The following is a 22074-nucleotide window of genomic DNA, read 5'->3' as shown; positions in this document are numbered from 1 at the left end:
TCAGCCCCGGCGCAGGTGCCAGGGTTACCGTTGAAGTGTGACCCAGCCCACGTCGTCCACCGCCCCGCCCACGATCAGCACGCTCGGTGAGCTGCGGGCGTCGGGCTACCAGCTCACCGGCCTGAAGCAGGAGGTCAGGAGCAACCTGCTGGCGATGCTCGCGGCGGGACAGGACCCGTGGCCGGGCCTGCACGGCTTCGAGGGCACCGTGGTGCCGCAGCTCGAGCGGGCGCTGCTGGCGGGGCACGACGTGGTGCTCCTGGGTGAGCGGGGCCAGGGCAAGACCCGTCTGCTGCGCACCCTGGTCGGCCTGCTCGACGAGTGGACACCGGTCATCGAGGGCTCGGAGCTGGGGGAGCACCCCTACGCGCCGGTCACGCCGGTGTCCGTGCGCCGCGCGGCGGAGCTGGGTGAGCACCTGCCGGTGGCATGGCGGCACCGCTCGGAGCGGTATGCGGAGAAGCTCGCCACCCCCGACACGTCGGTGGCCGACCTGATCGGTGACGTCGACCCGATGAAGGTCGCCGAGGGGCGTTCGCTGGGCGACCCCGAGACGATCCACTTCGGGCTCATCCCGCGCTCGCACCGCGGCATCGTCGCGATCAACGAGCTGCCCGACCTGGCCGAGCGCATCCAGGTGGCGATGCTCAACGTGATGGAGGAGCGCGACATCCAGATCCGCGGCTACGTGCTGCGGCTGGATCTCGACGTGCTCGTCGTCGCCAGCGCCAACCCGGAGGACTACACCAACCGGGGGCGCATCATCACCCCGCTCAAGGACCGCTTCGGAGCCGAGATCCGCACCCACTACCCGGTGGAGCTCGACGCCGAGGTCGCGGTCATCCGGCAGGAGGCGCACCTGGTCGCGACCGTGCCGGACCACCTCATCGAGATCCTCGCGCGCTTCACCCGGTCGCTGCGCGAGTCCGGGGCCGTCGACCAGCGCTCCGGGGTGTCGGCGCGCTTCTCCATCGCCGGCGCCGAGACCGTGGCCGCCTCGGCCCTGCACCGCGCCACGGCGCAGGGCGAGCCCGACGCGGTGGCGCGGGTGGTCGACCTGGAGGCCGCCGTCGACGTGCTCGGCGGCAAGGTCGAGTTCGAGTCGGGTGAGGAGGGCCGCGAGCGGGAGATCCTGGACCACCTCCTGCGCCGGGCGACCGCCGACACCGTGCGGCACCGTCTGCGGGGCATCGACCTGGGCCTGCTGGTCGAGGCGCTCGAGGCCGGGGCGAGCGTGACCACCGGGGAGCAGGTCACGGCATACGACGTGCTCGCGGGGCTGCCCGTGCTCGGGGAGTCTGACATCTACGACCAGGTGATGGACCGCCTCGGCGCGACCAACGACGGCGAGCGGGCCAGCGCCGTCGAGCTCGCGTTGGAGGGTCTCTACCTCGCCCGGAAGGTCGGCAAGGAGTCGACCGGAGCCGGCGAGACGACCTACGGCTGAGGTTGCGACCTCCGCGGCAGGGGTCGATGGTGGAGGGACCCGAGACGGAAGAGAGGTCAGCATGAGCAGCATCGCCAGAATCACGACGATCAGCGCACGTTCCGAGACCAGCTTCGAGGACGCCGTGCGCAACGGTGTCGAGCGTGCCCACGCCACCCTGCGAGGTGTGTCCGGTGCCTGGGTCAAGGAGCAGAAGATCGAGGCCGCCGACGGCAGGATCACCGCCTACAGCGTGATCCTCGAGGTCACCTTCGTGCTCGACGACTGACCATTCGCCGGTCCGGCCGCCGGGCGCTCAGCCTCCGGGGTTACCGTGAGCGGGTGAGCGCCCGGCCGGATCGGCACCGGGCCCGCTACGGCAGGTTCGCCGGCGGGCCGGACCCGCTCGCGCCCCCGGTCGACCTGGCCGAGGCGCTGGAGGTCATCGGCGAGGACGTCATGGCGGGGTACTCGCCCGAACGGGCGATGCGTGAGCTCCTGCGGCGGGGGACCCGCGACCAGCAGGGGCTCGACGACCTCGCCCGTCGCGTCGCCGAGAAGCGACGCGAGCTGCTGACCAGGCACGGCCTGGACGGCACCATGCGAGAGGTCCGCGAGCTGCTCGACCGGGCGGTGCTCGCCGAGCGCAAGCAGCTGGCCCGGGAGATGGGGGACGACGCGCGCTTCGACGAGATGCGCATCGGGAGCCTGCCGCCGTCCACGGCTGCCGCCGTGTCCGAGCTGGGCGACTACCGCTGGCACAGCAGCGACGCCCGTGAGGACTACGAGCAGATCAAGGACCTGCTCGGCCGGGAGATGCTCGACCAGCGCTTCGCGGGGATGAAGCAGGCCCTGGAGGGAGCCACCGACGAGGACCGTGCGGCGGTCGCCGAGATGCTGCAGGACCTCAACCGGCTGCTCGAGGCGCACCGGCTCGAGGAGGACACCGACCAGCAGTTCCGTGACTTCATGGACCGCCACGGCGACTTCTTCCCTGAGAGGCCCGAGACGGTCGAGGAGCTGCTCGACGCGCTCGCCGCCCGGGCCGCCGCCGCCCAGCGGATGCGCAGCTCGATGACGCAGGAGCAGCGCGACGAGCTCGACGCCCTGGCCACGCAGGCCTTCGGGTCGCCCGACCTCATGCGCTCGCTGTCCCAGCTGGACGACAACCTGCGTGCCCTGCGCCCCGGTGAGGACTGGGGTGGGTCGGAGCGCTTCGAGGGCGAGCAGGGGCTCGGGCTCGGCGACGGCACCGGGGTGCTGCAGGACCTCGCCGACCTGGACGCGCTGGGGGAGCAGCTGTCGCAGGAGTATGCCGGGGCGCAGATGGGGGACGTCGACCTCGACCTGCTCTCGCGACAGCTGGGGCAGGACGCCGCCGTCGACGCCCGCACGCTCAGCGAGCTCGAGCGGGCGCTGCGGGACACCGGCCTGCTGCAGCGTGGTGCCGACGGGCAGCTGCGGCTCTCGCCCAAGGCGATGCGCCAGCTCGGCAGGTCGCTGCTCAAGGACGTGGCCGAGCGGATGTCGGGCCGGCCCGGGGCGCGCGACCTCCGGCGTGCGGGTGCGGCGGGTGAGCGCAGCGGCGCGACCCGTGAGTGGCAGTTCGGCGACACCGAGCCGTGGGACGTGACCCGCACCCTGCTCAACGCGCACACGCGCACGGCCGCCGAGGGGGGCGGCCCTGGGCGGCTGAGCGTCGGCGACGTCGAGGTGCACGAGACCGAGGCCCGCACCCAGGCGGTGGTCGCGCTGCTCGTGGACACCTCCTTCTCGATGGCGATGGAGGGCCGCTGGGTGCCGATGAAGAGGACGGCCCTGGCGCTGCACCAGCTCGTCTCGACCCGCTTCCGCGGCGACGCGCTGCAGCTCATCGGCTTCGGCAGGTATGCCGAGGTGATGCAGATCGAGACGCTCACCGGGCTGGACGCCCAGTGGGACAAGGGCACCAACCTGCACCACGGCCTGTTGCTGGCCAACCGCCACTTCCGCAGACATCCGAGCGCACAGCCCGTGCTGCTGGTGGTGACCGACGGCGAGCCGACCGCGCACCTGGATCCCGGCGGTGAGCCCTTCTTCGACTACCCGCCCCACCCGCTGACCCTGGCGCTGAGCGTGCGGGAGCTGGAGACCGCGGGGCGCCTCGGCGCGCAGACCACGTTCTTCCGGCTGGGTGCGGACCCGGGCCTGGCACGCCTCGTCGACGCGATGGCACGGCGGGTCGACGGGCGCGTGGTGGCACCCGAGCTGGACGACCTCGGCGCCGCGGTCGTCGGCAGCTATCTTGGCTCGCGACGCCCGGGGTGGGCGCAGGACGTATGGGGCTGGGAGGCCTGAGCGCGCCACGTCGCGACCTCCGGCCCGGGCAGAGGGGTTGCTGAGGGTGGACGACCACTACGCGGTGCTCGGTGTCGCGAGGGATGCCTCGGACGCCGACATCAAGGCCGCCTACCGGCGGCTCTCGCGGACCGCGCACCCCGACATGGGCGGCAGCGCCGCCCGGTTCGGTGAGATCACCGCGGCCTACGAGACGCTGATGGACCGTGGCCGGCGCGCGCGGCACGACGCCGTGCTGCGTGACGCCGAGCGCTCGGGTCGCACGCCACCGAGCAGGCCGGCGCGGCCGGGGGAGACCAACGCCGAGCGGCGGAGGGCGGCGGCGGCACGCGCCGCCGAACGTGCCCGGCGAGAGGCCGAGGAGACGGCTCGCCAGGAGGCCGAGGCGCGGGCGGAGGCAGAGCGACGCTGGCAGGCCGAGCTGCGCCGGCGGGACCGGGAGGCGGCGCTCGACGCCTGGGTGCGGGCGCGGGACAGGGCACAGCGCTTCCCGTGGCGTGCCGCCCCGCTGACCCTGGGGGTGCTGACCGCCGGGTATGCAGCCATGCCGTCCGACGTCGTCGCCCAGGTGCGTGACACACAGGCCATGGAGCTGCTGACGGCGCTCCTGGCCGAGGCCGTGCCCCGGGACTGGGCTCCGGTCGCCGTGGCCCTTCTCCTGCTGACGGCGCTGCTGACCGCGGTGGCCTGGGTGCGCAAGCTCGGCAACCCCGTGCCGCTGGTGGAGTGGCTGCTGGGGTGGGCCGCCGTGTTCGGCCTGATGGCCACCGCCGGCCGCTGGCCGGACCCGGTGACGGCGCTCGCCGTCTGTGGCGGCGTGGGGGTGCTGTGGGTGGCGTGGGCGGTCCGGCAGCAGCGGCTGCCTGGACCGTTGACCGCGGAGGAGTGGCGGTCCTGGCGGGTGTGGAGGTCCGGGGTGCGGCGTCGTGGTGGTGTCGGGCCGTCGATGGACGACCCGCCGAGCTGAGGCTTGTCGATGTTCGAACATATGTACTAGTCTTGGGTCATCGAGGAGGCCGAGACGACGAGGGGGTCGACGGTGCGGGGGACAGACAGCAGTCGACAGGGCGGGGGACGCGGTGCCGGGCATCCCCCGCCCGGTTCGCTGGACCAGCGCGACGAGCACGACGGTTATGACGAGCACGACCTTCCCGAGCTGGCTGTCGAGGAGATGAGCCACGACGACGACATCTACCGGTTGACGGACGCCGACCTCGAGTGGCTGTCCGCGCAGTCCCGGTCGGGGCACGCCGCCGCGAAGCTACGTGCTGGTCTCGACGGACTGGGGCTTCCGCCGGGGGTCGCCGACGCCTTCGACACGATGCTGCGATGTGCGGCAGCGGCGGTGACCGTGCACGGCTCGTCGTCCGATGGCGACGACGTGGACCGTGCACTGCTGACCGACGGAGCGCTCGCGGCTCGGGTGGTGCAGGGCTTCGCCGACGCGGTCGTCGTCGGAGCTGCACGGGTCCTGGTCCAGCAGGCGGCCGAGGAGCTCCTGGGTGAGGCAGGGACCGTCGACCCCGACGAGCTCTCCAGGACGGCGAGGCAGAGGTGGCGGGCCCGCGCGAAGTCGGCGGTCGCCCAGGAGCTCGCGGTGCTGACGGGCTACTCGGTGCAGGCATGCCATGACCGGGTGGGTTTTGCCGTGGCGCCGCCGCTCGCTGTCGGGACCGTCGACACCGCGCTCCGGCACGGGGCGACGGACTGGCGTGCGGTGAGCGACTTCTGGTCACGGTGCCGCCGTCTCGAGCCGGACGCCGCCGCGCAGGTGGCGCAGGAGGTGTTCGGGCCCCTGCTGTCGGAGCCCGAAGCCGCTTCCGCGAGCTCGAGTCCCTCGGATCCCGGTCCCTCGGAGTCGGGTCCTTCGGAGTCGAGACGCTGGGAGTCGTGGGGTGAGTTCCGACGCCGGCTGGACCGCGAGGTGTGCCGGGTCGAGGGAGCCGATGCGGCAGCGGCACGGGCTCGACGACGGGCCGCGGTCGAGGCCCGGGCCATGTCGGGAGAGGTGTGCGACGACGGCGTGGGTCGCATCGTGCTGACCGGTCCCACCACCTCGGTCGTCGGCGCCCTCGACCGCCTGCAGACGATCGCCCGCCGTGCACGCAAAGCCGGGGACGAGAGGTCGGTCAAGCAGATCCAGGCCGATACGGCGCTGGCCCTGCTGGTCCACGGCGTCCTGCCACTGCCAGGAGTCGGGAGGGGGTCGCGCGCCGCTCCCCGCCCCGACGCTGCTGCTCATGCAGGAGAGGCTGCCTTCGACGGGACTGCTCTCACGGCAGACGGGACTGCTCGCACGTCGGACGGGACTGCTCGCACGTCGGACGGGACTGCTCTTGACTCGGACGGAGCTGCTCAGGACGGCGAGGACGAGTGGCTGGTGCCCTTCCCGGAGGCTGTCTCACGGATCATCACCGGTTTGCCGACGACCACTGTCGATGTGGTCATGCCGCTGAGCGTGGTGGTGCCGCCAGGCGGCCCCAAGACCTCTACGGGACCTGAGAGACGAGGTCAACCGGTCGGCGAGCTTCCTGGCCACGGGTTCCTCACACCGGAGTGCCTCCGCGAGATCCTGGCCAGACCCGGGACGGTGCTCCATCGGCTGTTGACGGATCCGGTCGACGGCCGGGTGGTCGAGCGCTCGATCGCGTCGTACCGGCCGGACGTGGACATGGTGCGGCAGGTGCGCGCCGTGGACCGGTTCTGTCGGGCTCCGGGGTGCCTGGTGCCGGCGTCCCGTTGCGAGCTGGACCACGAGGAGCCCTTTGGCGCGGGCGGGGTGACGTCGGAGACCAACCTGAACGCCAAGCACGGGGCGCACCACCAGGTGAAGACAGCAGGGTGGTGGACATCGGAGATGGACTCCACGCGGACGGTCACCTGGACGACGCTCTTCGGCCGGGTGTACCGCACACGGTCCCACGACCACCGGCAGTACGACCACGAGCAGTCCCGCCAGGGGGAGTCCGGCCACCCGCAGTCCGACCACGGCCAGTCCGACCAGGTGCAGTCCGACCGCACTCTCGCGTCCGGGGCCGGGGCGTCGCGGCACCTGACGGATGCCGAGGTGGCGGCCGTGGAGGACGACGACCTGAGGGGCAGGCTGGTCTTCGCGGCGCTGTGCTCCCGGGAGGGGCATGACCGGTGGCTGGAGGCCCTCGACGACTACGACACCGGCGCCTGGACGATGGGGGTGGACAGCCCGCTCGGTCTCTTCCACCGGCATGGGGCGATGCGACGGCACGGTCCGCCGCCGGCGCAGGTCACGCCCGAGGAGATGCTGGCCTCGCTCGGGTACACCAGGCCCCACAAGAAGGCGCCGTCGAGCGGACCTGGTGAGACGCCGGGCTGCGAGGGTGCCGGCGCCTCGGAGGGGGCGTCGTCAGGCGTCGCTGACCGGGGGCGCTGGGCTCCCCGAGGCGACGAGCCCCCGCCGTTCTGAGCCGAGCTCCTGGCGTTCTGAGCCGGAGCGCCTGCCGTCCCGAGCCCGAGCCCCGCACTCCCGACCGTCGCCGACAGAGCAACGCTGGCGCCTCGGCCCGACACCGGCCACGATGGAGTCGACTTCGACAGATGGGATCGCGATGGACGAGCTGCCCCGGGTCACGACCGGAGTGGTGCACGAGCGGCCGGCCCGGCTCACGGTCGGCAGTGTCGTCGACGTGTCTCCCTGCACGGAGTCGCCACCCCTGCGCACCGGCGACGTGCTCAAGGTGCTCTTCGAGCGTTCCGGCGCGGAGGAGACAGGCACCGGCAACCTCCACCTCGCCGTCGCGGGCGAGGCCACCGCAGACGACCCCGGCCTCCCGGCAGATGGTCTCGGTCCGGAGACCGTCCGGGCGGTGGTGGCACACCTCGACGACCAAGGGGCGACGCTGAAGGCCCTCCACGACCAGGTGCAGCACGAGCGCTGACGTGACGAGCCCCGGGGCGGCGTCTGCCGCTGCCCCGAGGACCTCACGCGTGGCGGACGGTGGCGTCCTCCGTCGGGTCGCGGTGAGGGCTGGTCGCGTGCCGCGCGGACAGGATGTGCGCGCGCATCACGGCCTCGGCCCACTCCCCGTCGCGGGCCGCCGCGGCCTCGACGAGCTCGGCATGGTGCTGCATGCTGCGCTGCAGTGCACGAGGGTCGTACTGACGGAAGGTCCTGGTCACCACAGCGGGCCGGAAGAGCGCCTGCAGGGCGATCGCGAGGTGCCGGTTGCCGGATCCTTCGACGAACACCGCGTGGAACTCGTTGTTGAGCGTGGTCAACCCACCGGGGTCGGCGCCCTCCTCGACGATCCGCTCCATCCGGGCCGAGAGCTCGGCCAGCCGTGCCACGTCGGTGTCGGTCATCTCCGGCACGGCGAGGCGGGCAGCGACCGGCTCGAACTCCGCGCGCATCGCGTACAGCGCAGTCACGTCCTCGGGGGTGAAGGACACGACCTGGGCGCCACGGTGCGGGTGGATGTCGACCAGGCCTTCGGCAGCCAGCCGCTTGAGGGCGTCCCGCACCGGGGTGCGACTGACGCCGATCGCCTCGGCCAGGGACTGCTCGAAGAGCCGCTCACCGGCGGAGATCTCACCGGCGGAGATCCTCGAGAGCAGGGCGGTGTAGGCGCGCTCGGACGCATCCGCCGGCGTCGTGTCCGCAGGACCGGTCGGGCTCGTCATCCGTGGGCTCCCCGGGGTAGGTGCGTCATGTCGTGTCGGGCCAGGTGGCCCGTGCCAGATCATCGCGCGTCCCTCCGCGGGTGACGAACGAGGTGGACGGGATGCCGGTGAGCGCCTCGCTGCGACGCACCACCTGCAGGTATGCCGTGAGGTCGATCCCCGTCCGCACACCTAGACCGTCGCACAGGTGGATGAGGTCCTCCATCGGTGCGTTGCCCAGCACCGTCGGGTCGCCGGGGAACCACATGTCGCCGCCGAGCCCGGCGAACGACCCCTCGAGCCAGGAGGCGCCGGCCTGCATCGCGGCGAGGGCGTTGGCGGGGGCGAAGCCGTTGCGGTTGTGCAGGTGGACCCCGACGGGCAGGTCAGGGTGGCGGCGGCGGGTCCCGACGATGCCGTCGGCCATCTCGCGCGGCGTCTCCTGTCCGGAGGTCGCGGCGAGGTACACCGCCGACGCACCGACGTCCACGGCGGTGTCGACGACGAGGTCGCGCTCCACCGCAGGCACCGGCCCGCGGGCGGGCGCGAAGAACGCACAGGCTACGGCCACGAGCAAGCGGCACCCGGCCTGCTCGGCCACCCGTGCGATGTCCGGCAGCTCGGCCAGCACCTCCGCGGTGGTGCGACGTTGGTTCTTCACGCTCACTGTGTCGTCGGCGGAGACGACGACGACCATCTCGTCCAGCCCGCAGTCCGCCGCCCGTCTGGCGCCCCGGAGGTTGGGCACCAGCCCCCGGTAGGTGACGTCGTCGCGCCGGGGGACCGCTGCCATGACCTCGGCTGCGTCCGCCAGCTGCGGCAGCACCCTGGGGTGCGCGAAGGAGACCGCCTCGATCTCACGCACGCCGGCGTCGACCAGCAGATGCACCAGCTCCACCTTGTGCTCGGTGCTCAGGGGTGCGCTGACGGCCTGGAGCCCGTCGCGCAGCCCGACCTCGACAAGACGGATGGACGGCGGCAGGCTGAGCACGGCCCCGTCCGGCGCGGCGTGCGTCATACCAGACCTCGCTCGCGCAGGGAGTCCACCTCGGCGGCGTCGAGCCCGATCCCGGCGAGCACCGCGTCGGTGTGCTCACCCAGCGGCGGCCCCGGCCAGCGGATCGTGCCGCCGGTGCGGGAGAGCCGGGGGAAGACGTTCTGCATCTGCACGCCGCCGAGCACCGGGTGGTCCACCTCGGTGATGGTCTCGCGAGCCCGGAAGTGCGGGTCGGCGAGCATCTCCACCGGGCGGAAGATCTTGCCCACCGGCACGGCGTGCTCCACGAGCAGCTCCTCGAGGGCGTCTGCGTCGAGCGTGGCGCTCCACTCCCCGATGAGCGCGTCGAGATCCTCCTGGTGCTCCCCGCGTGCGCCGTGGGTGGCGTAGCGCTCGTCGGCAGCGAGCTCCGGTCGACCCATCGCGGCCGCCAGGCGGGCGAAGACCGTGTCCTGGTTGGCGGCGATGAGCATCCAGATGCCGTCGCGAGTGGGGTAGACGTTGCTCGGGGCGATCCTGGGCAGCACGGCCCCCGTGCGCTCGCGCTGGTAGCCGGTCAGCTGCCACTCCGGGACGAGGGACTCCATGACGCCCAGCACCGCCTCGTAGATCGCCGAGTCGACGACCTGCCCGCGGCCGCTGGAGTCGCGCTCGCGCAGTGCCGCCAGCGCACCGATCGTCGCGAACATCGCTGCGAGGGTGTCGCCGATGGAGATGCCCACCCGTGAAGGGGGAGTGGAGGGGTCACCGACGACGTAGCGCAGCCCGCCCATCGCCTCCCCGATGGCACCGTAGCCCGGGCGCTGGGAGTAGGGCCCGTCCTGTCCGAAGCCGGAGACCCGCACCATCACCAGCCCCGGGTTGAGCTCGCGCAGCGCCTCGTAGCCCAGGCCCCACCGCTCCATCGTGCCGGGGCGGAAGTTCTCGACCACGACATCGGCCTGCGCGATGAGCCGGCGGGCGATGTCCTGGCCCTCGGGCTCGCGCAGGTTGACCGTGACGGACTGCTTGTTGCGCCCCACGATGGACCACCACAGCGACTGGCCCTGAGGGCGTTCGCGACCCCACTGCCGCAACGGGTCACCGCGACCGGGGTCCTCCAGCTTGACCACGTCGGCGCCCATGTCGCCGAGCAGCTGGCCGCAGAAGGGACCGGCCAGGAGCTGGCCCACCTCCACGACCCGTATGCCGTGCAGCGGGCCGGGACTGGCGGCGGGCTCGTCGGGCGAGGTGCTCACGGTCGGCCTCCTGGGTGGTTGCGGACGGCGCCCAGGCAGCAGCGCTCGGGCGTTGTTGCATGCAATCTGGCAGATCGAGGCCGCTGGGACAAGCCCTGACAAAGATTTCTGGACCAATTGCATGCAAACCCTTGACGCGCTCGACGGCGCGTCCCTAGCGTGATCGGCAGTGAACGGGTCGAGGACGACCGCACTGCCCCCTGAGGAGGACCCCATGACCTTTCGGCTCGGCGTCGATGTCGGTGGCACGTTCACCGACATCCTGCTCATCAACGAGGACACCGGAGAGACCTTCCGGGGCAAGACCTCCTCGACCCCGCAGGACCAGTCGGTCGGGGTGCTGCGGGGCATCGAGCAGGTGTGCCGCGCGGCGGGGGTGAGTGTCTCCGAGGTCGGCGAGGTGCTGCACGGCACCACCGTGGCCACCAACGCGATCCTGGAGAAGAAGGGGGCCCGGGTCGGCCTGGTCACCACCAAGGGTTTCCGGCAGGTGCTGCAGATCGCGCGTTCTTTCGTGCCGGGCGGCCTGGCAGGCTGGATCATCTGGCCCAAGCCCGAGCCGCTCGCCGCGCTCGAGGACACCGTCGAGGTGGTCGGACGGATGGCAGCGGACGGGTCCGTCGTCACCGCGCTGGACGAGGACGACGTCCGCACCCAGCTGCGCCGACTCAAGGCGCAGGGCGTGGAGGCGCTCAGCATCAGCTTCATCAACGCCTACGCCAACGACGCACACGAGCGCAGGGTGGAGGAGATCGCCGGCGAGGAGCTGGCGGGCATCCCCATCTCACGCTCCTCGGCGGTGCTGCCCGAGCTCCGTGAGTACGAGCGCACCCTCACCACCGTGGCCAACGCCTACGTGCAGGGCCAGGTCTCCCGCTACGTGCGCAACCTCGAGAGCCAGCTCGACAGCTCGGGTCTGGACTCCCGGCTGTCGATCCTGCGCAGCGACGGCGGCCTCGTCTCGGCGCAGGTCGCCGCGGAGAACCCCGTGTCCTTGCTGCTGTCCGGGCCTGCCGGCGGTGTCTCCGGCGCTGTCTGGGTCGCCGAGCAGGCCGGCTTCAAGGACCTGCTCACCTTCGACATGGGCGGCACCTCCACCGACGTGGCCCTCGTGCAGGGACTGACCCCCCGCGTCGGGCGGGAGACCACGGTCGGTGACCTCACGGTCCGCGCCACCTCCGTCGACGTCCGCACGGTCGGTGCCGGGGGTGGCTCCATCGCGCACGTGCCGCCCCTGACACAGGCGCTGCGCGTCGGGCCGCAGTCGGCCGGCGCGGTCCCCGGGCCCGCCGCATACGGAGCAGGTGGTGCCGAGCCCACCGTCACCGACGCCGACGTCGTGCTCGGCTACCTGCCGACCCAGCTCGCCGGCGGCGAGATCACGCTGGACGAGGAGGCGGCTCGGGCTGCGGTGAAGACGATCGCCGACGCCGTCGGGCTGCCCTCGGTCGAGGCGGCCGCAGCGGGCATCTACGACATCGTCAACGAGAACATCTTCGGTGCGTTGAAGCTCGTCTCCACCCAACAGGGCTTCGACCCACGCGACTTCGCGCTCATCGCCTTCGGTGGCGCCGGACCGCTGCACGCCAACGCTCTGGGCAAGCTGACCGGCGCCTGGCCGGTCATCGTCCCGCCCTCACCCGGCGTGCTCTGCGCCTACGGCGACGCGACCACCACCCTGCGGGACGAGTCGGTGCGCACCCTCATCCGGCGGTTCAGCGAGATCACCGACGCAGAGCTGAGCGAGATGCTCGGCGAGCTCGCCACCGCCGCCAAGCGCTCCCTGCTGGAGTCGGGGCTGGCCGAGGACGACCTCACCGTCACGTATGCGGTGGACCTGCGCTACCACGGGCAGGGCTTCGAGATCCCGGTCGCGGTGGACGCCGGCTCACTCGACGGTGGCGTGCTGGACACGCTGAAGTCGTCCTTCGACACCGAGCACGAGCGGCTGTTCAGCTTCCTGCTCGACAACGAGCACGAACTGGTCACCGCGCGCGCGACCGCCAGCGGACCGCGCCCCAACCTCGCGGCCACGGCTCTGGCCGAGGGCGGGAGCGACCCCTCGGCAGCCGCCCGCGGCGACGTCCACGAGCTGTGGGTCGAAGGCCGGCAGGTGCAGGCGGTGGTCTACGACCGCGACCGGCTGCTCGCCGGCAACGTGGTGCCCGGCCCTGCCGTGATCGCCGAGATGGACTCCACGACGCTCGTCCTGCCCGACCACGCCGCGACCGTGCATCCCAGCGGCAGCCTGCTCATCCGTCCCCTCGACAGCACCGACACCACGGAGGCCTGAGACATGGCACAGCTGATCCAGACCACCACGGAGCCGCTGCAGCCGGTGGACGTGGACGTCGTCACCCTCGACCTGATCGAGAACGGCCTGCGCAGCGCCCGCTACGAGATGGACGAGGTGCTGTTCCGCACGGCGCTGTCGCCGGGCATCCGGGAGCAGCACGACGAGTTCCCTCTCATCGGTGACCCCGAGGGCAAGATGGTCGTCGGGCAGTTCGGCCTGTCGATCCCCGACTTCCTGGACAACTTCGACGGCACGATCGAGGAGGGCGACGTCCTGATGACGTCAGACCCCTACTCGTGCGGCGCCGCCATCAGCCACGCCAACGACTGGCTGGTCGTGATGCCGATCTACTTCGAGGGCCGGATCGTGGGCTGGGCCTCCCAGTTCGGGCACATGTCCGACGTCGGCGGCAAGACCCCGGCCTCGATGCCCACCGACGCGCGCACGATCTTCGAGGAGGGCGTGGTCATCCCGCCCTTCAAGCTCTACAAGAAGGGCGTGCTCGACGACGACGCCCTGCGCATCATCCTCAACCAGGTCCGCAAGCCCGACTGGAACCGCGCCGACCTCAACGGCATCGTCGCCGCGTGCCGCACCGCGTCCCGCCGGGTGCAGGAGATGTGCGCCCGGTTCGGCGTCGACACCTACACCTCCGCCCTGGACGCGCTGCTCGACCGCAACTACCGCGCGATGAAGACCCTGCTGGCCCTGGTGTTCGAGGAGGGCAAGCCGCTGTCGTTCACCGACTACATCGACGACGACGGGCGCGGGCACGGTCCGTTCGAGCTGAAGATGACGATCACCCGCACGGGCGACAAGGTGCTCATCGACCTCACCGGGTCGAGCCCGCAGGCCGAGGGCCCGGTCAACTACTACATCAACGAGAACCTCATCCGGATGTTCTTCGGCATCTACATGATCACGGTGGCCGACCCGCAGATCCTCTGGAACGACGGCTACTACCCCCTGGTCGACGTCGAGATCCCCGAGGACTCGTTCTGGAAGCCCCGCTACCCGGCCGCGCTCAACGGCCGCAACCACGGGATCGGCCGGCTCTTCGACCTCTTCGGCGGCCTGCTGGGCCAGTCCAACCCCGACCTGCTCAACGGCGCCGGCTTCTCCTCGTCGCCGCACTTCATGTACTCCGGCAACTACGGCGAGGGCGACCGCAAGGGGGAGTGGTTCCAGCTCTACTCGATCGGCTTCGGTGGCATCCCCGGCCGCCCCGTGGGGGACGGCCCCGACGGGCACTCGCTGTGGCCTTCGTTCGTCAACATCCCCTGTGAGTACCTCGAGTCCTACTACCCCCTGCGGGTCGACCGCTGGGAGACCGTCACCGACACCGGTGGCGCGGGGCTGCACCGCGGCGGCAACGGCGTCGACGTGTCCTACCGCTTCCTGGAGCCGGGCACGATCGCGATCCACGACGACCGCTGGCTCACCTACCCCTGGGGTGTGCGCGGCGGGGAGCCGGGGGCTCGCGGCCGCAAGTGGATCGACCGGGCCGACGGCACGACCGAGGTGCTGCCGAGCAAGGTCCACGACGTCGAGGTAGGCAAGGACGACGTGCTCCACTTCGTCACCTGGGGTGGTGGCGGGTGGGGTGACCCTCTCGAGCGGGACCCCGAGACCGTTGCCCTCGAGGTCCGCAGAGGGCTCGTCAGCTACACCGGCGCCCGGCGCTACGGCGTGGTCTGCAGCGAGGCGGGTGCGCTCGACAGGGAGGCCACCGACCAGCTCCGCTCCGAGCTGCGCACGGCCCGCGGAGGCGACGAGCTGCCGCTGTTCGACAAGGGCCCCGACCTGCAGACCATCCTGGACCGGGCCGAGGAGGAGACCGGCCTGAAGCCCCCGACCCCGCCGCGAGCACTGTGACCCGGCTCGAGCGCGCCTTCGACGACGGCTTCGCGGGGACCCTGACCCCGGGGCCGCGTCCGGCGCTGCTCGTGGTCGACCTCATGCGGGCCTACTTCGACCAGGCAAGTCCCCTGTGCCTGCCGTCGGAGCAGGGCCTGACCGAGGCGGCCGAGGTGCTCGCGGCGGCCCGGGGGGCCGGCATCCCCGTCGTGCACACCAAGGTGCGCTACGGCGAGGACGGGCTGGACGGCGGCATCTTCCTGCAGAAGGTGCCCGCCCTGCGTCACCTGGTCGGGGACAGCCCGTTGGGTGAGCTCATGCCGGCCGTCGCGCCGAGGCCCCACGAGGCGGTGATCGTGAAGCAGTACGCCAGCAGCTTCTTCGGCACCTCCCTGGCCTCGATGCTGCAGGCCCAGCGGGTCGACACCGTCGTCATCGTCGGCACCAGCACCAGCGGGTGTGTGCGGGCGACGGCCGTCGACGCGCTCCAGCACGGCTTCGTCCCGGTCGTGGTGCGCGAGGCGTCGTTGGACCGTGACCCCGCCGTGCGCAGCGCATCCCTCTACGACCTCCAGGCGAAGTACGCCGAGGTGGTCGACCTCGCGACCGCCCTCGACTACATCGCCTCCGTGTCCTCAGAACAGCGATGACCCCTCCGTGACCTCCCGTGAACGATCTGCGCACGCGCCAGCCGGCGCGTGCGTGCTCAGTGGGCGCGCCACCACCGCCCTTCACCAGGAGGTTCCGACATGGATCCAGCACTGTCCCGACGTAGTGTCCTCGCAGGCATGGGGGCCGTAGGCCTCACCAGCGCGGCGGCCTCAGCACGCGCCGATGCTCCACGCGCGGCGCGACCGCCCAAAGCCAAGGAGCTCGTCCTCGAGCCGGGAGCCGCGCTGGTGCCCGACGGAAGCCGCCAGCGACTTCTGCGGAACCCCTCGATCCGCGTGTCAGGTGACCGTATCGTCGAGGTGAGCGAAGGTGCGCTACGCGGTGGAGGGCCTCGCCTGCAGATGCGTGACCAGTTGCTCATGCCCGGTTTCATCAGCGGCCACACGCACGTGGCAGGTGGCTCGAGTACGCGGGGCATCTTCGAGGGCTCACGCAGCTACGTGCGCCCACTCGAGATCGCCGAGGAGCTGAGCGACGACGACCTGGACGCGCTGACGGCCTACAACCTCGCCGAGCTGATCCGCTCCGGATGCACGACCCAGGTGGAGATGGCCCTCAGCCGACGCCAGGCCGAGTCCTACGTGCGCGTGGCCGGCCCCTGGGGTTCTCGTGGTTACCCGGCGGCATGATCCCTGGCGTGCCACGGCTCTTCGGCTTCTGGCCGGTGGTCGACGAGGCAGCCTTCGAGGCATCCATCCCGCAGACGCTGGAAGAGATCGAGGCAGAACGACAGTTCGGTCTCAGATGGAACGGGAGCTTCGAGGATCGGATGCGTCCGATGATCGCGCCGCATGCGACAGACACCCACACACCCGAGACCATGACGGCGATCATCGACGTGGCCCGGGAGCTCGGCAACGGGATCCACCTGCACCTGGCACAGGGCGCCGGAGAGGCTGCGACCGTGCAACGACGCTGGGGGCAGCGGCCGGTGGCATGGGTCGACTCCCTCGGCATGTTCGACGTGCCGGTGTTCGGAGCCCACATGTCGGGAGCGGATCTGGAACTCGACCCCCCACTCCTGGCTCAGCGGTCCTACACCTATGCCACCTGTCCCCTCGCCGGCGGAGCCAACGGCGGCCTGCAGCCCTACCCAGAGATGCTGGCGGCTGGTGTCGCCGTCAACATCGGCATCGACACGCACACCAACGACTACCTGGAGTGCCTCAAGCTCGCGGTCATCAAGGGTCAGGCTCGACATGGCGCTATCAGCTCACGTGGGGCTGTGCCGAGCCAGAGTCCCACCATCCATGACGCCGTCCTCGGCGCCACCCAGGTTGCGGCCGACGGTCTGGGCCGGAAGGACCTGGGGCGGATCGAGGTAGGCGCGAAGGCCGACCTGGTCAGCGTCGATGTCAGTGGCTTCCTCGCGGGGTCGGGAGCCATGCCGCCCGACCCGCTGGTCAACCTCCTCTACGCGAACGGGCTGCATGCTCGAGCTGTCATGACCGACGGGAGCTGGCAGCTCTACGACGGCGCGCTGCAGGTGGCCGACGAACGGCGGGTCGTCCGTGAAGGCGGTCGTGTAGCCCAGCAGATCTGGGACCAGCTGCGTCGCGAGGGATGGCTCGACAGCTGAGCGCTACACATGGCCCGCCGTGGTCGACGGCCGCCTCGGCAGCGTCGAACGTCTGCAGGAGGTGAAGGCGCGTCGCGAGCCGATCGTCCTGGTCACCCACCCCAGCAACCCGGACCTGGGCACGAAGGCAGCCCGCTGTAGTGCACCGGGGTGGTGTGCTCCCCTCCTGAGCGAGCCGTCCGCCGGAGCGAGTCGTGACTCGCACGCTCAGCGGCAGGGCACGGAGCCCAGTGCTGCCAGGCCTGCCAGGTCGCCCGGACCGTATGCGGTGGTCACCGGGCTGGGGTGCATCAGCTCGGTAGGTGAGTCCACGTGTCCCAGGCCGACCAGATGGGCGAACTCGTGCACCAGGACGGTCTGGGCCACCACGCCGCTGCGGCCGGCCCGGGGCACGTCCACGTCGAGCACGACCGTGCCCGTGACGTAGTGGCGCACCCCGGCTCGCTCCAGCGCGGAGCTGCCACCGATGCCGACCGTCTCGCCGGCCAGGGCAGGCACCTCCTCCTCGTCCGCCCACCCGATGAGGACCGGGTCGCCGGCCTGCCGCTCGAGGAAGTCGCGGTCGTCGGTCTCACCGACCAGACGCAGGTCGAGCCCGGTGGCCTCGGCGGTGCGCTGCACGGCGACGTCCACCATCTCGGCGTAGCCGTCGGGGGCTCCCTCGGGGTTGACGACGACCTCCACCACGGTGCACGGGTCGTAGCCCACCGGCTCGTCACTGCCGGGCTGGGTCATGGCGAAGGTGTAGTCCCCGCTGCCGTTCGCCTCCAGCGGTGCACCGGAGACCGGCACCTGCTCGCTCCACGGGTCCTCGGTGCGCCACGCGTCGCCGGAGACGACGTCGGCCACCAGGGCACGGATGGTCCCGGCCTCGTAGCCCGGGTGGGTGGCCACGACGAGCCCCAGCACCGTGCCCACGACGAGCATCGTCATGAGCACACCGGACACGGCCGAGCCGGACCGGCGCCGCGGGGGCGGGTCGGGGTAGTACACGTTCACATCATGCGGGAAGCCGCTGGGTGCGCGCTGAGGGAGTGGGTGCGGGCTCCTGCCGCTCGATGGCGCCGGGCTGGGTCGCCAGGAGCGCCCAGCCGATGCAGGCCAGGTCGACGACCTCCTGCATCCAGGCCCCGGCGACCGCGGGCAGGTGTCCCAGGGCGGCGACCACCATCAGCGCCAGCGAGAGGCCGACGCCCAGGCCGATCGCCTGCCACGCCACGGTGAGCGTGCGCCGGCCGATCTGCACGGCCAGGGCGACACGCTGCAGGTCGTCGAGCATGACGACGACGTCGGCCGACTCGCCGGCTGCGGTCGAGCCACGAGCGCCCATGGCGACGCCCACGTCAGCCACGGCGAGCACCGGGGCGTCGTTGACCCCGTCACCCACCATGAGCACCGGGCGCTCCGGCGCGGAGGCCACGGCGGCGACCTTGTCCTCGGGCAGCAGGCCGGCCCGGACGTCGTCGATGCCGACCTGCCGGGCGATCGCCCAGGCGGTCGGCTCCGCGTCACCCGTCAGCATCATGGTGGTGCGCACCCCGGCACGGCGCAGCGCGGTGAGCGTGGCCGCGGTCTCCTCGCGCACCTGGTCGGCGAGCGCCACCAGCCCGGCATACTCGCTGTCCACAGCGACGTGCACGGCACTCTGGCCGGGCTCCAGGGGCGGCGTCACCCCCGGCGTCGTGGAGCACAGCCCGGCGACGAACCGGTGCTTGCCCACGGCGACCCCGCGGCCCTGCACCGTCGCCACGACGCCGTGTGCCGTCGACTCCCTTGCGTCGGTCGCCGGGAGCAGGGGGAGCCCTCGCTCGCGGGCCGCGGCGACGACGGCCGCGGCGAGCGGGTGCACCGAGCTCTGCTCGACGGCAGCGGCGTAGGTGAGCAGCTGCTCGTCGGTCAGCCCTCCGGTGGCGTGCACCGCCGCCACCTGGGGCCGGCCGTGGGTGAGCGTGCCGGTCTTGTCGAAGGCAGCGGTCCGGGCGCGGGCGAGCTGCTCCAGCGTGCCGCCGTCCTTGACGATGACGCCGTGCCTGGCCGCGCGGGACATGCCGGCCATGAAGGCTACCGGCGCGGCGATGATGAGCGGGCAGGGGGTGGCGACCACCAGCACCTCCGCGAAGCGGGTCGGGTCACCGCTCAGCCCCCAGGCGAGGGCGGCGACGGCCAGCGAGAGGAGGGTGAACGGCAGCGCGACGCGGTCGGCCAGCCGCACGAAGGGCGCCCGCGACTCCCCGGCCGAGCGCACGAGGTCCACGATCCGCTGGTACTGCGAGTCCGCCGCGGTCGCGGTGGCCCTCAGGTGCACGACCTCCGGGCCGGCGACCGACCCGGACAGCACGGACTGGCCGCGCACGCGCTCCACGGGCAGCGGCTCCCCGGTGAGGGAGGACTCGTCGAAGCTCCCCTCGGCCGAGACCAGGTCGCCGTCGGTGGGCACGACCTCACCGGGCCTGACCAGGAGCTCGTCGCCCACCTCGACCTCCTCCACCGGCACCTGCTGCAGCGTCCCGTCCGCAGCGACGCGGTGCGCGGTCTGCGGAGAGCGGGCCAGCAGGGCGGCGAGCTCACGTTCGGCACGGCCCACGGCGTAGTCGTCGAGAGCCTCGCCGGTGGCGAGCATGAGACACACGACGAGCGCGGCCCAGTGCTCCCCGACCGCCACGGTGGCCGCGAGGGCGGTGACCGCCAGGACGTCGATGCCGTAGCGGCCGCGGCGCAGGTCGCGCACAATCTCCCGGGTCTTCACCGCCGCAGTCACCAGGGCGTAGGCCGAGACACCCCAGCGGGCCGCGTCACCGAGACCCAGGGCGACCAGCAGCCCGGCCGCCGCCCCGACCGCCAGCGTCAGCGGCACGAGGGGGTAGGCACGACCGAGCCGGAGGAGCTGCCCCACACCACCAGTCCTACTCCGCTGCGGGCCGGTCCGCCAGCAAGGGCAGGCTCGGCATACCGGGCGGGATAGCCTCGGGCATGGCTTCTGTCAGCGACGAGGTGGAGACGACGTATGCCGTCGCGCCGGAGGCCGCACTGGCGCCGGTGCTCGCACGGGCCGTGGGGCACCTCGACGGGGTGGAGCTCGAGCTCGAGGGGGAGCGCCGGCACCTGGAGGCGACCTACGTCGACACCGCTGACCTGGGTCTGCTGAGCGCCCGGACCACGCTGCGCCGACGCACCGGTGGACCCGACGCCGGCTGGCACCTGAAGCTGCCCGGCGCCGACGACGCGCGCGTGGAGGTGCAGCTGCCGCTGGGCGACGAGGCCGACGGGGTGCCGCCGGCCCTGAGGTCGCTGGTCGCCGCCCGGGTCCGCGGTCAGGAGCTGGGCCCGGTCGCGCGGATCGTGACCGAGCGCACCGTCAGCCGGCTCGTCGACGGCGCCGGCGTCGTGCTCGCGGAGGTCGCCGACGACCGGGTGGCGGCGCGTCGCCTGGTGCCACCTGCCCAGGACCTGCAGTGGCGCGAGCTCGAGGTCGAGCTGGTCGAGGGCGACCGAGCCCTGCTGGCCGCGGTCGACGAGCAGCTGCTCGCCGGTGGTCTGGAGCATGCGAGCAGCCGGTCCAAGCTGGCGCGCACCCTGGGCGACCCGCAGCCCGCGCCGCACCCGTCGTTCACCCCCGGCTCGGCGGCCGGGGAGGTGGTGGTGCACCACCTGGCCGAGCAGGTCGAGCGGCTGGTGGCGGCCGACCCGCTGGTGCGGCTGGACCGACCCGACAGCGTGCACCGCATGCGGGTGGCCAGCCGGCGGCTGCGCAGTGCGCTGCGGACCTTCGCCCCGGTGCTGCAGCGGGGTCAGGTGAGGCCTGTGGCCGACGAGCTGCGATGGCTGGCGGGGGGGCTGGGTGAGGCACGGGATGCCGAGGTGCTGCGTGACCGGCTGCGCGAGCAGGGCGCGGCCGCCGGGGAGGAGGTCGCGGAGGGTGTGGCGCACCTGGACGAGGCCTACCACCGGGCGCACGACCAGCTGCTGCTGGACCTCGACTCCGAGCGCTACCGCCGGCTGCTCGAGGCACTGGGCAGTCTGGTGCAGCAGCCGCGGTGGACCGAGGCCGCGGACCGTCCGGCCCACGACGTGCTGCCGCAGCGGGTGCGCCGTGCCTACGCCGAGGTGCGGACGCGGATGCGGCAGGAGCGGTGGCACGAGGCCCGTAAGGCGGCCAAGCGTGCGCGGTATGCCGCCGAGGCGCTCTCGGACACCTTCGGCGAGGAGGCGGTCGCGTTCGCCGAGGCGATGGAGCGGCTTCAGGAGGTGCTCGGCCGCCACCAGGACAGTGTCGTGATGCGCGAGCACCTCCTCGAGCTCGCCGAGAGGGCCACGCCCCGGGAGGCGTTCACGTACGGACGGCTGCACGCACGGGAGCAGGCCCGTGGCGATGCGGACCTCGCGGAGGCGACGCAGGTGTGGGCCGAGGTGTCGGCGAAGCAGCTGCGCCGCTGGCTGCGTCGGTAGCCCTGGCGCCTCAGTGCCCGTCCGGTCCGGGGGTGGCGCCGATGGACCGGTCACCGGTGAGCAGGCGGATGCCAGTGCCGATGTAGATGAGGTTGAACAGCATGTGCACGGTGACGACCGCGCGGCCCAGGGTGCCCTGGGCGCTGACGTCGCCGAAGCCGACCGTCGACATGAGGGTGACCGAGAAGTAGAGCGCGTCCATCCGGTCGGCGATGCCCACGAACTGGTCCGGGGCGTGGACGCCGATCACCGCATACACCACGGCGAACGACAGGATGATGAGGTAGAGCGCGGCCAGCAGCCACTCGACCCGGGCGTAGGGCTGCTCCTTGCGGCGCAGGCTGTCGCGGACCCGCTGCCGGAGGACGACGTACAGGCCCACCAGAGCAAGGACCGACACGAGCAGCTGGAGGTAGAGCCGGGGACTGCCCCAGTCCAGGGTCACAGGGAGCATGAAGTAGCCCACGGTGAGCAGGGCCAGCGTCGTCGTGGTGCGCAGCAGCACGGGGACGGCGGGGTGGCGGCGCACCTGCTGCAGTGCCGTGACCATGGCTTCCTCCTTGCTCCGGTGGGTCAAGGATGCCGCATGCG

18 protein-coding genes are annotated in these 22074 nt (G+C 72.1%); 12 read left to right on the top strand and 6 right to left on the bottom strand.

All coding sequences use genetic code 11. From position 1 onward, the window contains the following. Positions 1–37: 37 nt before the first annotated feature. The 6 genes from LVO85_RS00170 to LVO85_RS00145 all read left to right on the top strand — a co-directional run bounded on the left by LVO85_RS00170 (position 38) and on the right by LVO85_RS00145 (position 7677). Complete coding sequence (locus tag LVO85_RS00170) at positions 38–1447, top strand: MoxR family ATPase (protein WP_232745291.1); 1410 nt, start codon at positions 38–40, stop codon at positions 1445–1447. 61 nt (positions 1448–1508) lie between these two features. After that, on the top strand, positions 1509–1715 hold the full coding sequence (locus LVO85_RS00165) for a dodecin family protein (RefSeq protein ID WP_232745290.1): 207 nt from the start codon (positions 1509–1511) through the stop codon (positions 1713–1715). A gap of 53 nt (positions 1716–1768) precedes the next feature. After that, the gene (locus LVO85_RS00160) at positions 1769–3763 is read left to right on the top strand and encodes a vWA domain-containing protein (protein WP_232745287.1); all 1995 of its coding nucleotides are present in this window, start codon (positions 1769–1771) and stop codon (positions 3761–3763) included. 46 nt (positions 3764–3809) lie between these two features. Further along, positions 3810–4730 (top strand): J domain-containing protein, encoded by a 921-nt coding sequence (locus tag LVO85_RS16590; RefSeq protein WP_332875385.1) that lies wholly within the window; start codon positions 3810–3812, stop codon positions 4728–4730. A gap of 72 nt (positions 4731–4802) precedes the next feature. After that, entirely contained in the window at positions 4803–7205 is a 2403-nt protein-coding gene (locus tag LVO85_RS00150) for an HNH endonuclease signature motif containing protein (protein WP_232745286.1), read from the top strand. Between the two features lie 142 nt (positions 7206–7347). After that, positions 7348–7677: a hypothetical protein gene (locus LVO85_RS00145; protein WP_232745285.1), complete on the top strand. Its 330-nt coding sequence runs from the start codon at positions 7348–7350 to the stop codon at positions 7675–7677. Between the two features lie 43 nt (positions 7678–7720). Here the strand turns inward: LVO85_RS00145 and LVO85_RS00140 are convergent, their stop codons facing one another. From LVO85_RS00140 to LVO85_RS00130, 3 genes are read right to left on the bottom strand one after another with little or no spacing between them, the layout of a single operon-like run. Beyond that, the gene (locus LVO85_RS00140) at positions 7721–8419 is read right to left on the bottom strand and encodes a GntR family transcriptional regulator (RefSeq protein WP_232745284.1); all 699 of its coding nucleotides are present in this window, start codon (positions 8417–8419) and stop codon (positions 7721–7723) included. Positions 8420–8444: 25 nt separating this feature from the next. Next, positions 8445–9416, bottom strand: a complete 972-nt coding sequence (locus tag LVO85_RS00135) for a hydroxymethylglutaryl-CoA lyase (RefSeq protein ID WP_232745283.1) — start codon at positions 9414–9416, stop codon at positions 8445–8447. Next, positions 9413–10633 (bottom strand): CaiB/BaiF CoA transferase family protein, encoded by a 1221-nt coding sequence (locus tag LVO85_RS00130; protein WP_232745282.1) that lies wholly within the window; start codon positions 10631–10633, stop codon positions 9413–9415. Before LVO85_RS00130 ends, LVO85_RS00135 begins: the two co-directional genes overlap by 4 nt. Positions 10634–10847: 214 nt before the next feature. On the opposite strand from LVO85_RS00130, the gene LVO85_RS00125 reads away from it, so the two are divergent. The 5 genes from LVO85_RS00125 to LVO85_RS00105 all read left to right on the top strand — a co-directional run bounded on the left by LVO85_RS00125 (position 10848) and on the right by LVO85_RS00105 (position 17037). Further along, the gene (locus LVO85_RS00125) at positions 10848–12926 is read left to right on the top strand and encodes a hydantoinase/oxoprolinase family protein (protein ID WP_232745280.1); all 2079 of its coding nucleotides are present in this window, start codon (positions 10848–10850) and stop codon (positions 12924–12926) included. Between the two features lie 3 nt (positions 12927–12929). Next, positions 12930–14804, top strand: a complete 1875-nt coding sequence (locus LVO85_RS00120) for a hydantoinase B/oxoprolinase family protein (protein ID WP_232745277.1) — start codon at positions 12930–12932, stop codon at positions 14802–14804. Beyond that, positions 14801–15436 (top strand): isochorismatase family protein, encoded by a 636-nt coding sequence (locus tag LVO85_RS00115; protein WP_232745276.1) that lies wholly within the window; start codon positions 14801–14803, stop codon positions 15434–15436. The genes LVO85_RS00120 and LVO85_RS00115 overlap by 4 nt, the downstream gene beginning before the upstream one ends. Before the next feature lie 381 nt (positions 15437–15817). Continuing rightward, positions 15818–16087: an amidohydrolase family protein gene (locus LVO85_RS00110; protein ID WP_232745275.1), complete on the top strand. Its 270-nt coding sequence runs from the start codon at positions 15818–15820 to the stop codon at positions 16085–16087. Positions 16088–16095: 8 nt separating this feature from the next. Then, on the top strand, positions 16096–17037 hold the full coding sequence (locus tag LVO85_RS00105; RefSeq protein WP_232745274.1) for an amidohydrolase family protein: 942 nt from the start codon (positions 16096–16098) through the stop codon (positions 17035–17037). Positions 17038–17244: 207 nt separating this feature from the next. Here the strand turns inward: LVO85_RS00105 and LVO85_RS16890 are convergent, their stop codons facing one another. Together LVO85_RS16890 and LVO85_RS00095 are read right to left on the bottom strand one after the other, a co-directional pair. After that, positions 17245–18030: a matrixin family metalloprotease gene (locus LVO85_RS16890; protein WP_232745273.1), complete on the bottom strand. Its 786-nt coding sequence runs from the start codon at positions 18028–18030 to the stop codon at positions 17245–17247. A gap of 7 nt (positions 18031–18037) precedes the next feature. Beyond that, a complete protein-coding gene (locus LVO85_RS00095) occupies positions 18038–19930 on the bottom strand; it encodes a heavy metal translocating P-type ATPase (RefSeq protein WP_232745272.1) in 1893 nt (630 codons plus the stop codon). Positions 19931–20007: 77 nt separating this feature from the next. On the opposite strand from LVO85_RS00095, the gene LVO85_RS00090 reads away from it, so the two are divergent. Continuing rightward, on the top strand, positions 20008–21483 hold the full coding sequence (locus LVO85_RS00090; protein WP_232745270.1) for a CYTH and CHAD domain-containing protein: 1476 nt from the start codon (positions 20008–20010) through the stop codon (positions 21481–21483). Between the two features lie 10 nt (positions 21484–21493). On the opposite strand, the gene LVO85_RS00085 is transcribed toward LVO85_RS00090, so the two are convergent. Beyond that, positions 21494–22033: a potassium channel family protein gene (locus LVO85_RS00085; RefSeq protein WP_232745269.1), complete on the bottom strand. Its 540-nt coding sequence runs from the start codon at positions 22031–22033 to the stop codon at positions 21494–21496. Positions 22034–22074 lie beyond the last annotated feature (41 nt).

The organism is Ornithinimicrobium sediminis (assembly GCF_021272345.1).
Lineage (GTDB): Bacteria > Actinomycetota > Actinomycetes > Actinomycetales > Dermatophilaceae > Ornithinicoccus > Ornithinicoccus sediminis_B.
This window is presented reverse-complemented; position numbering and strand designations above follow the sequence as displayed.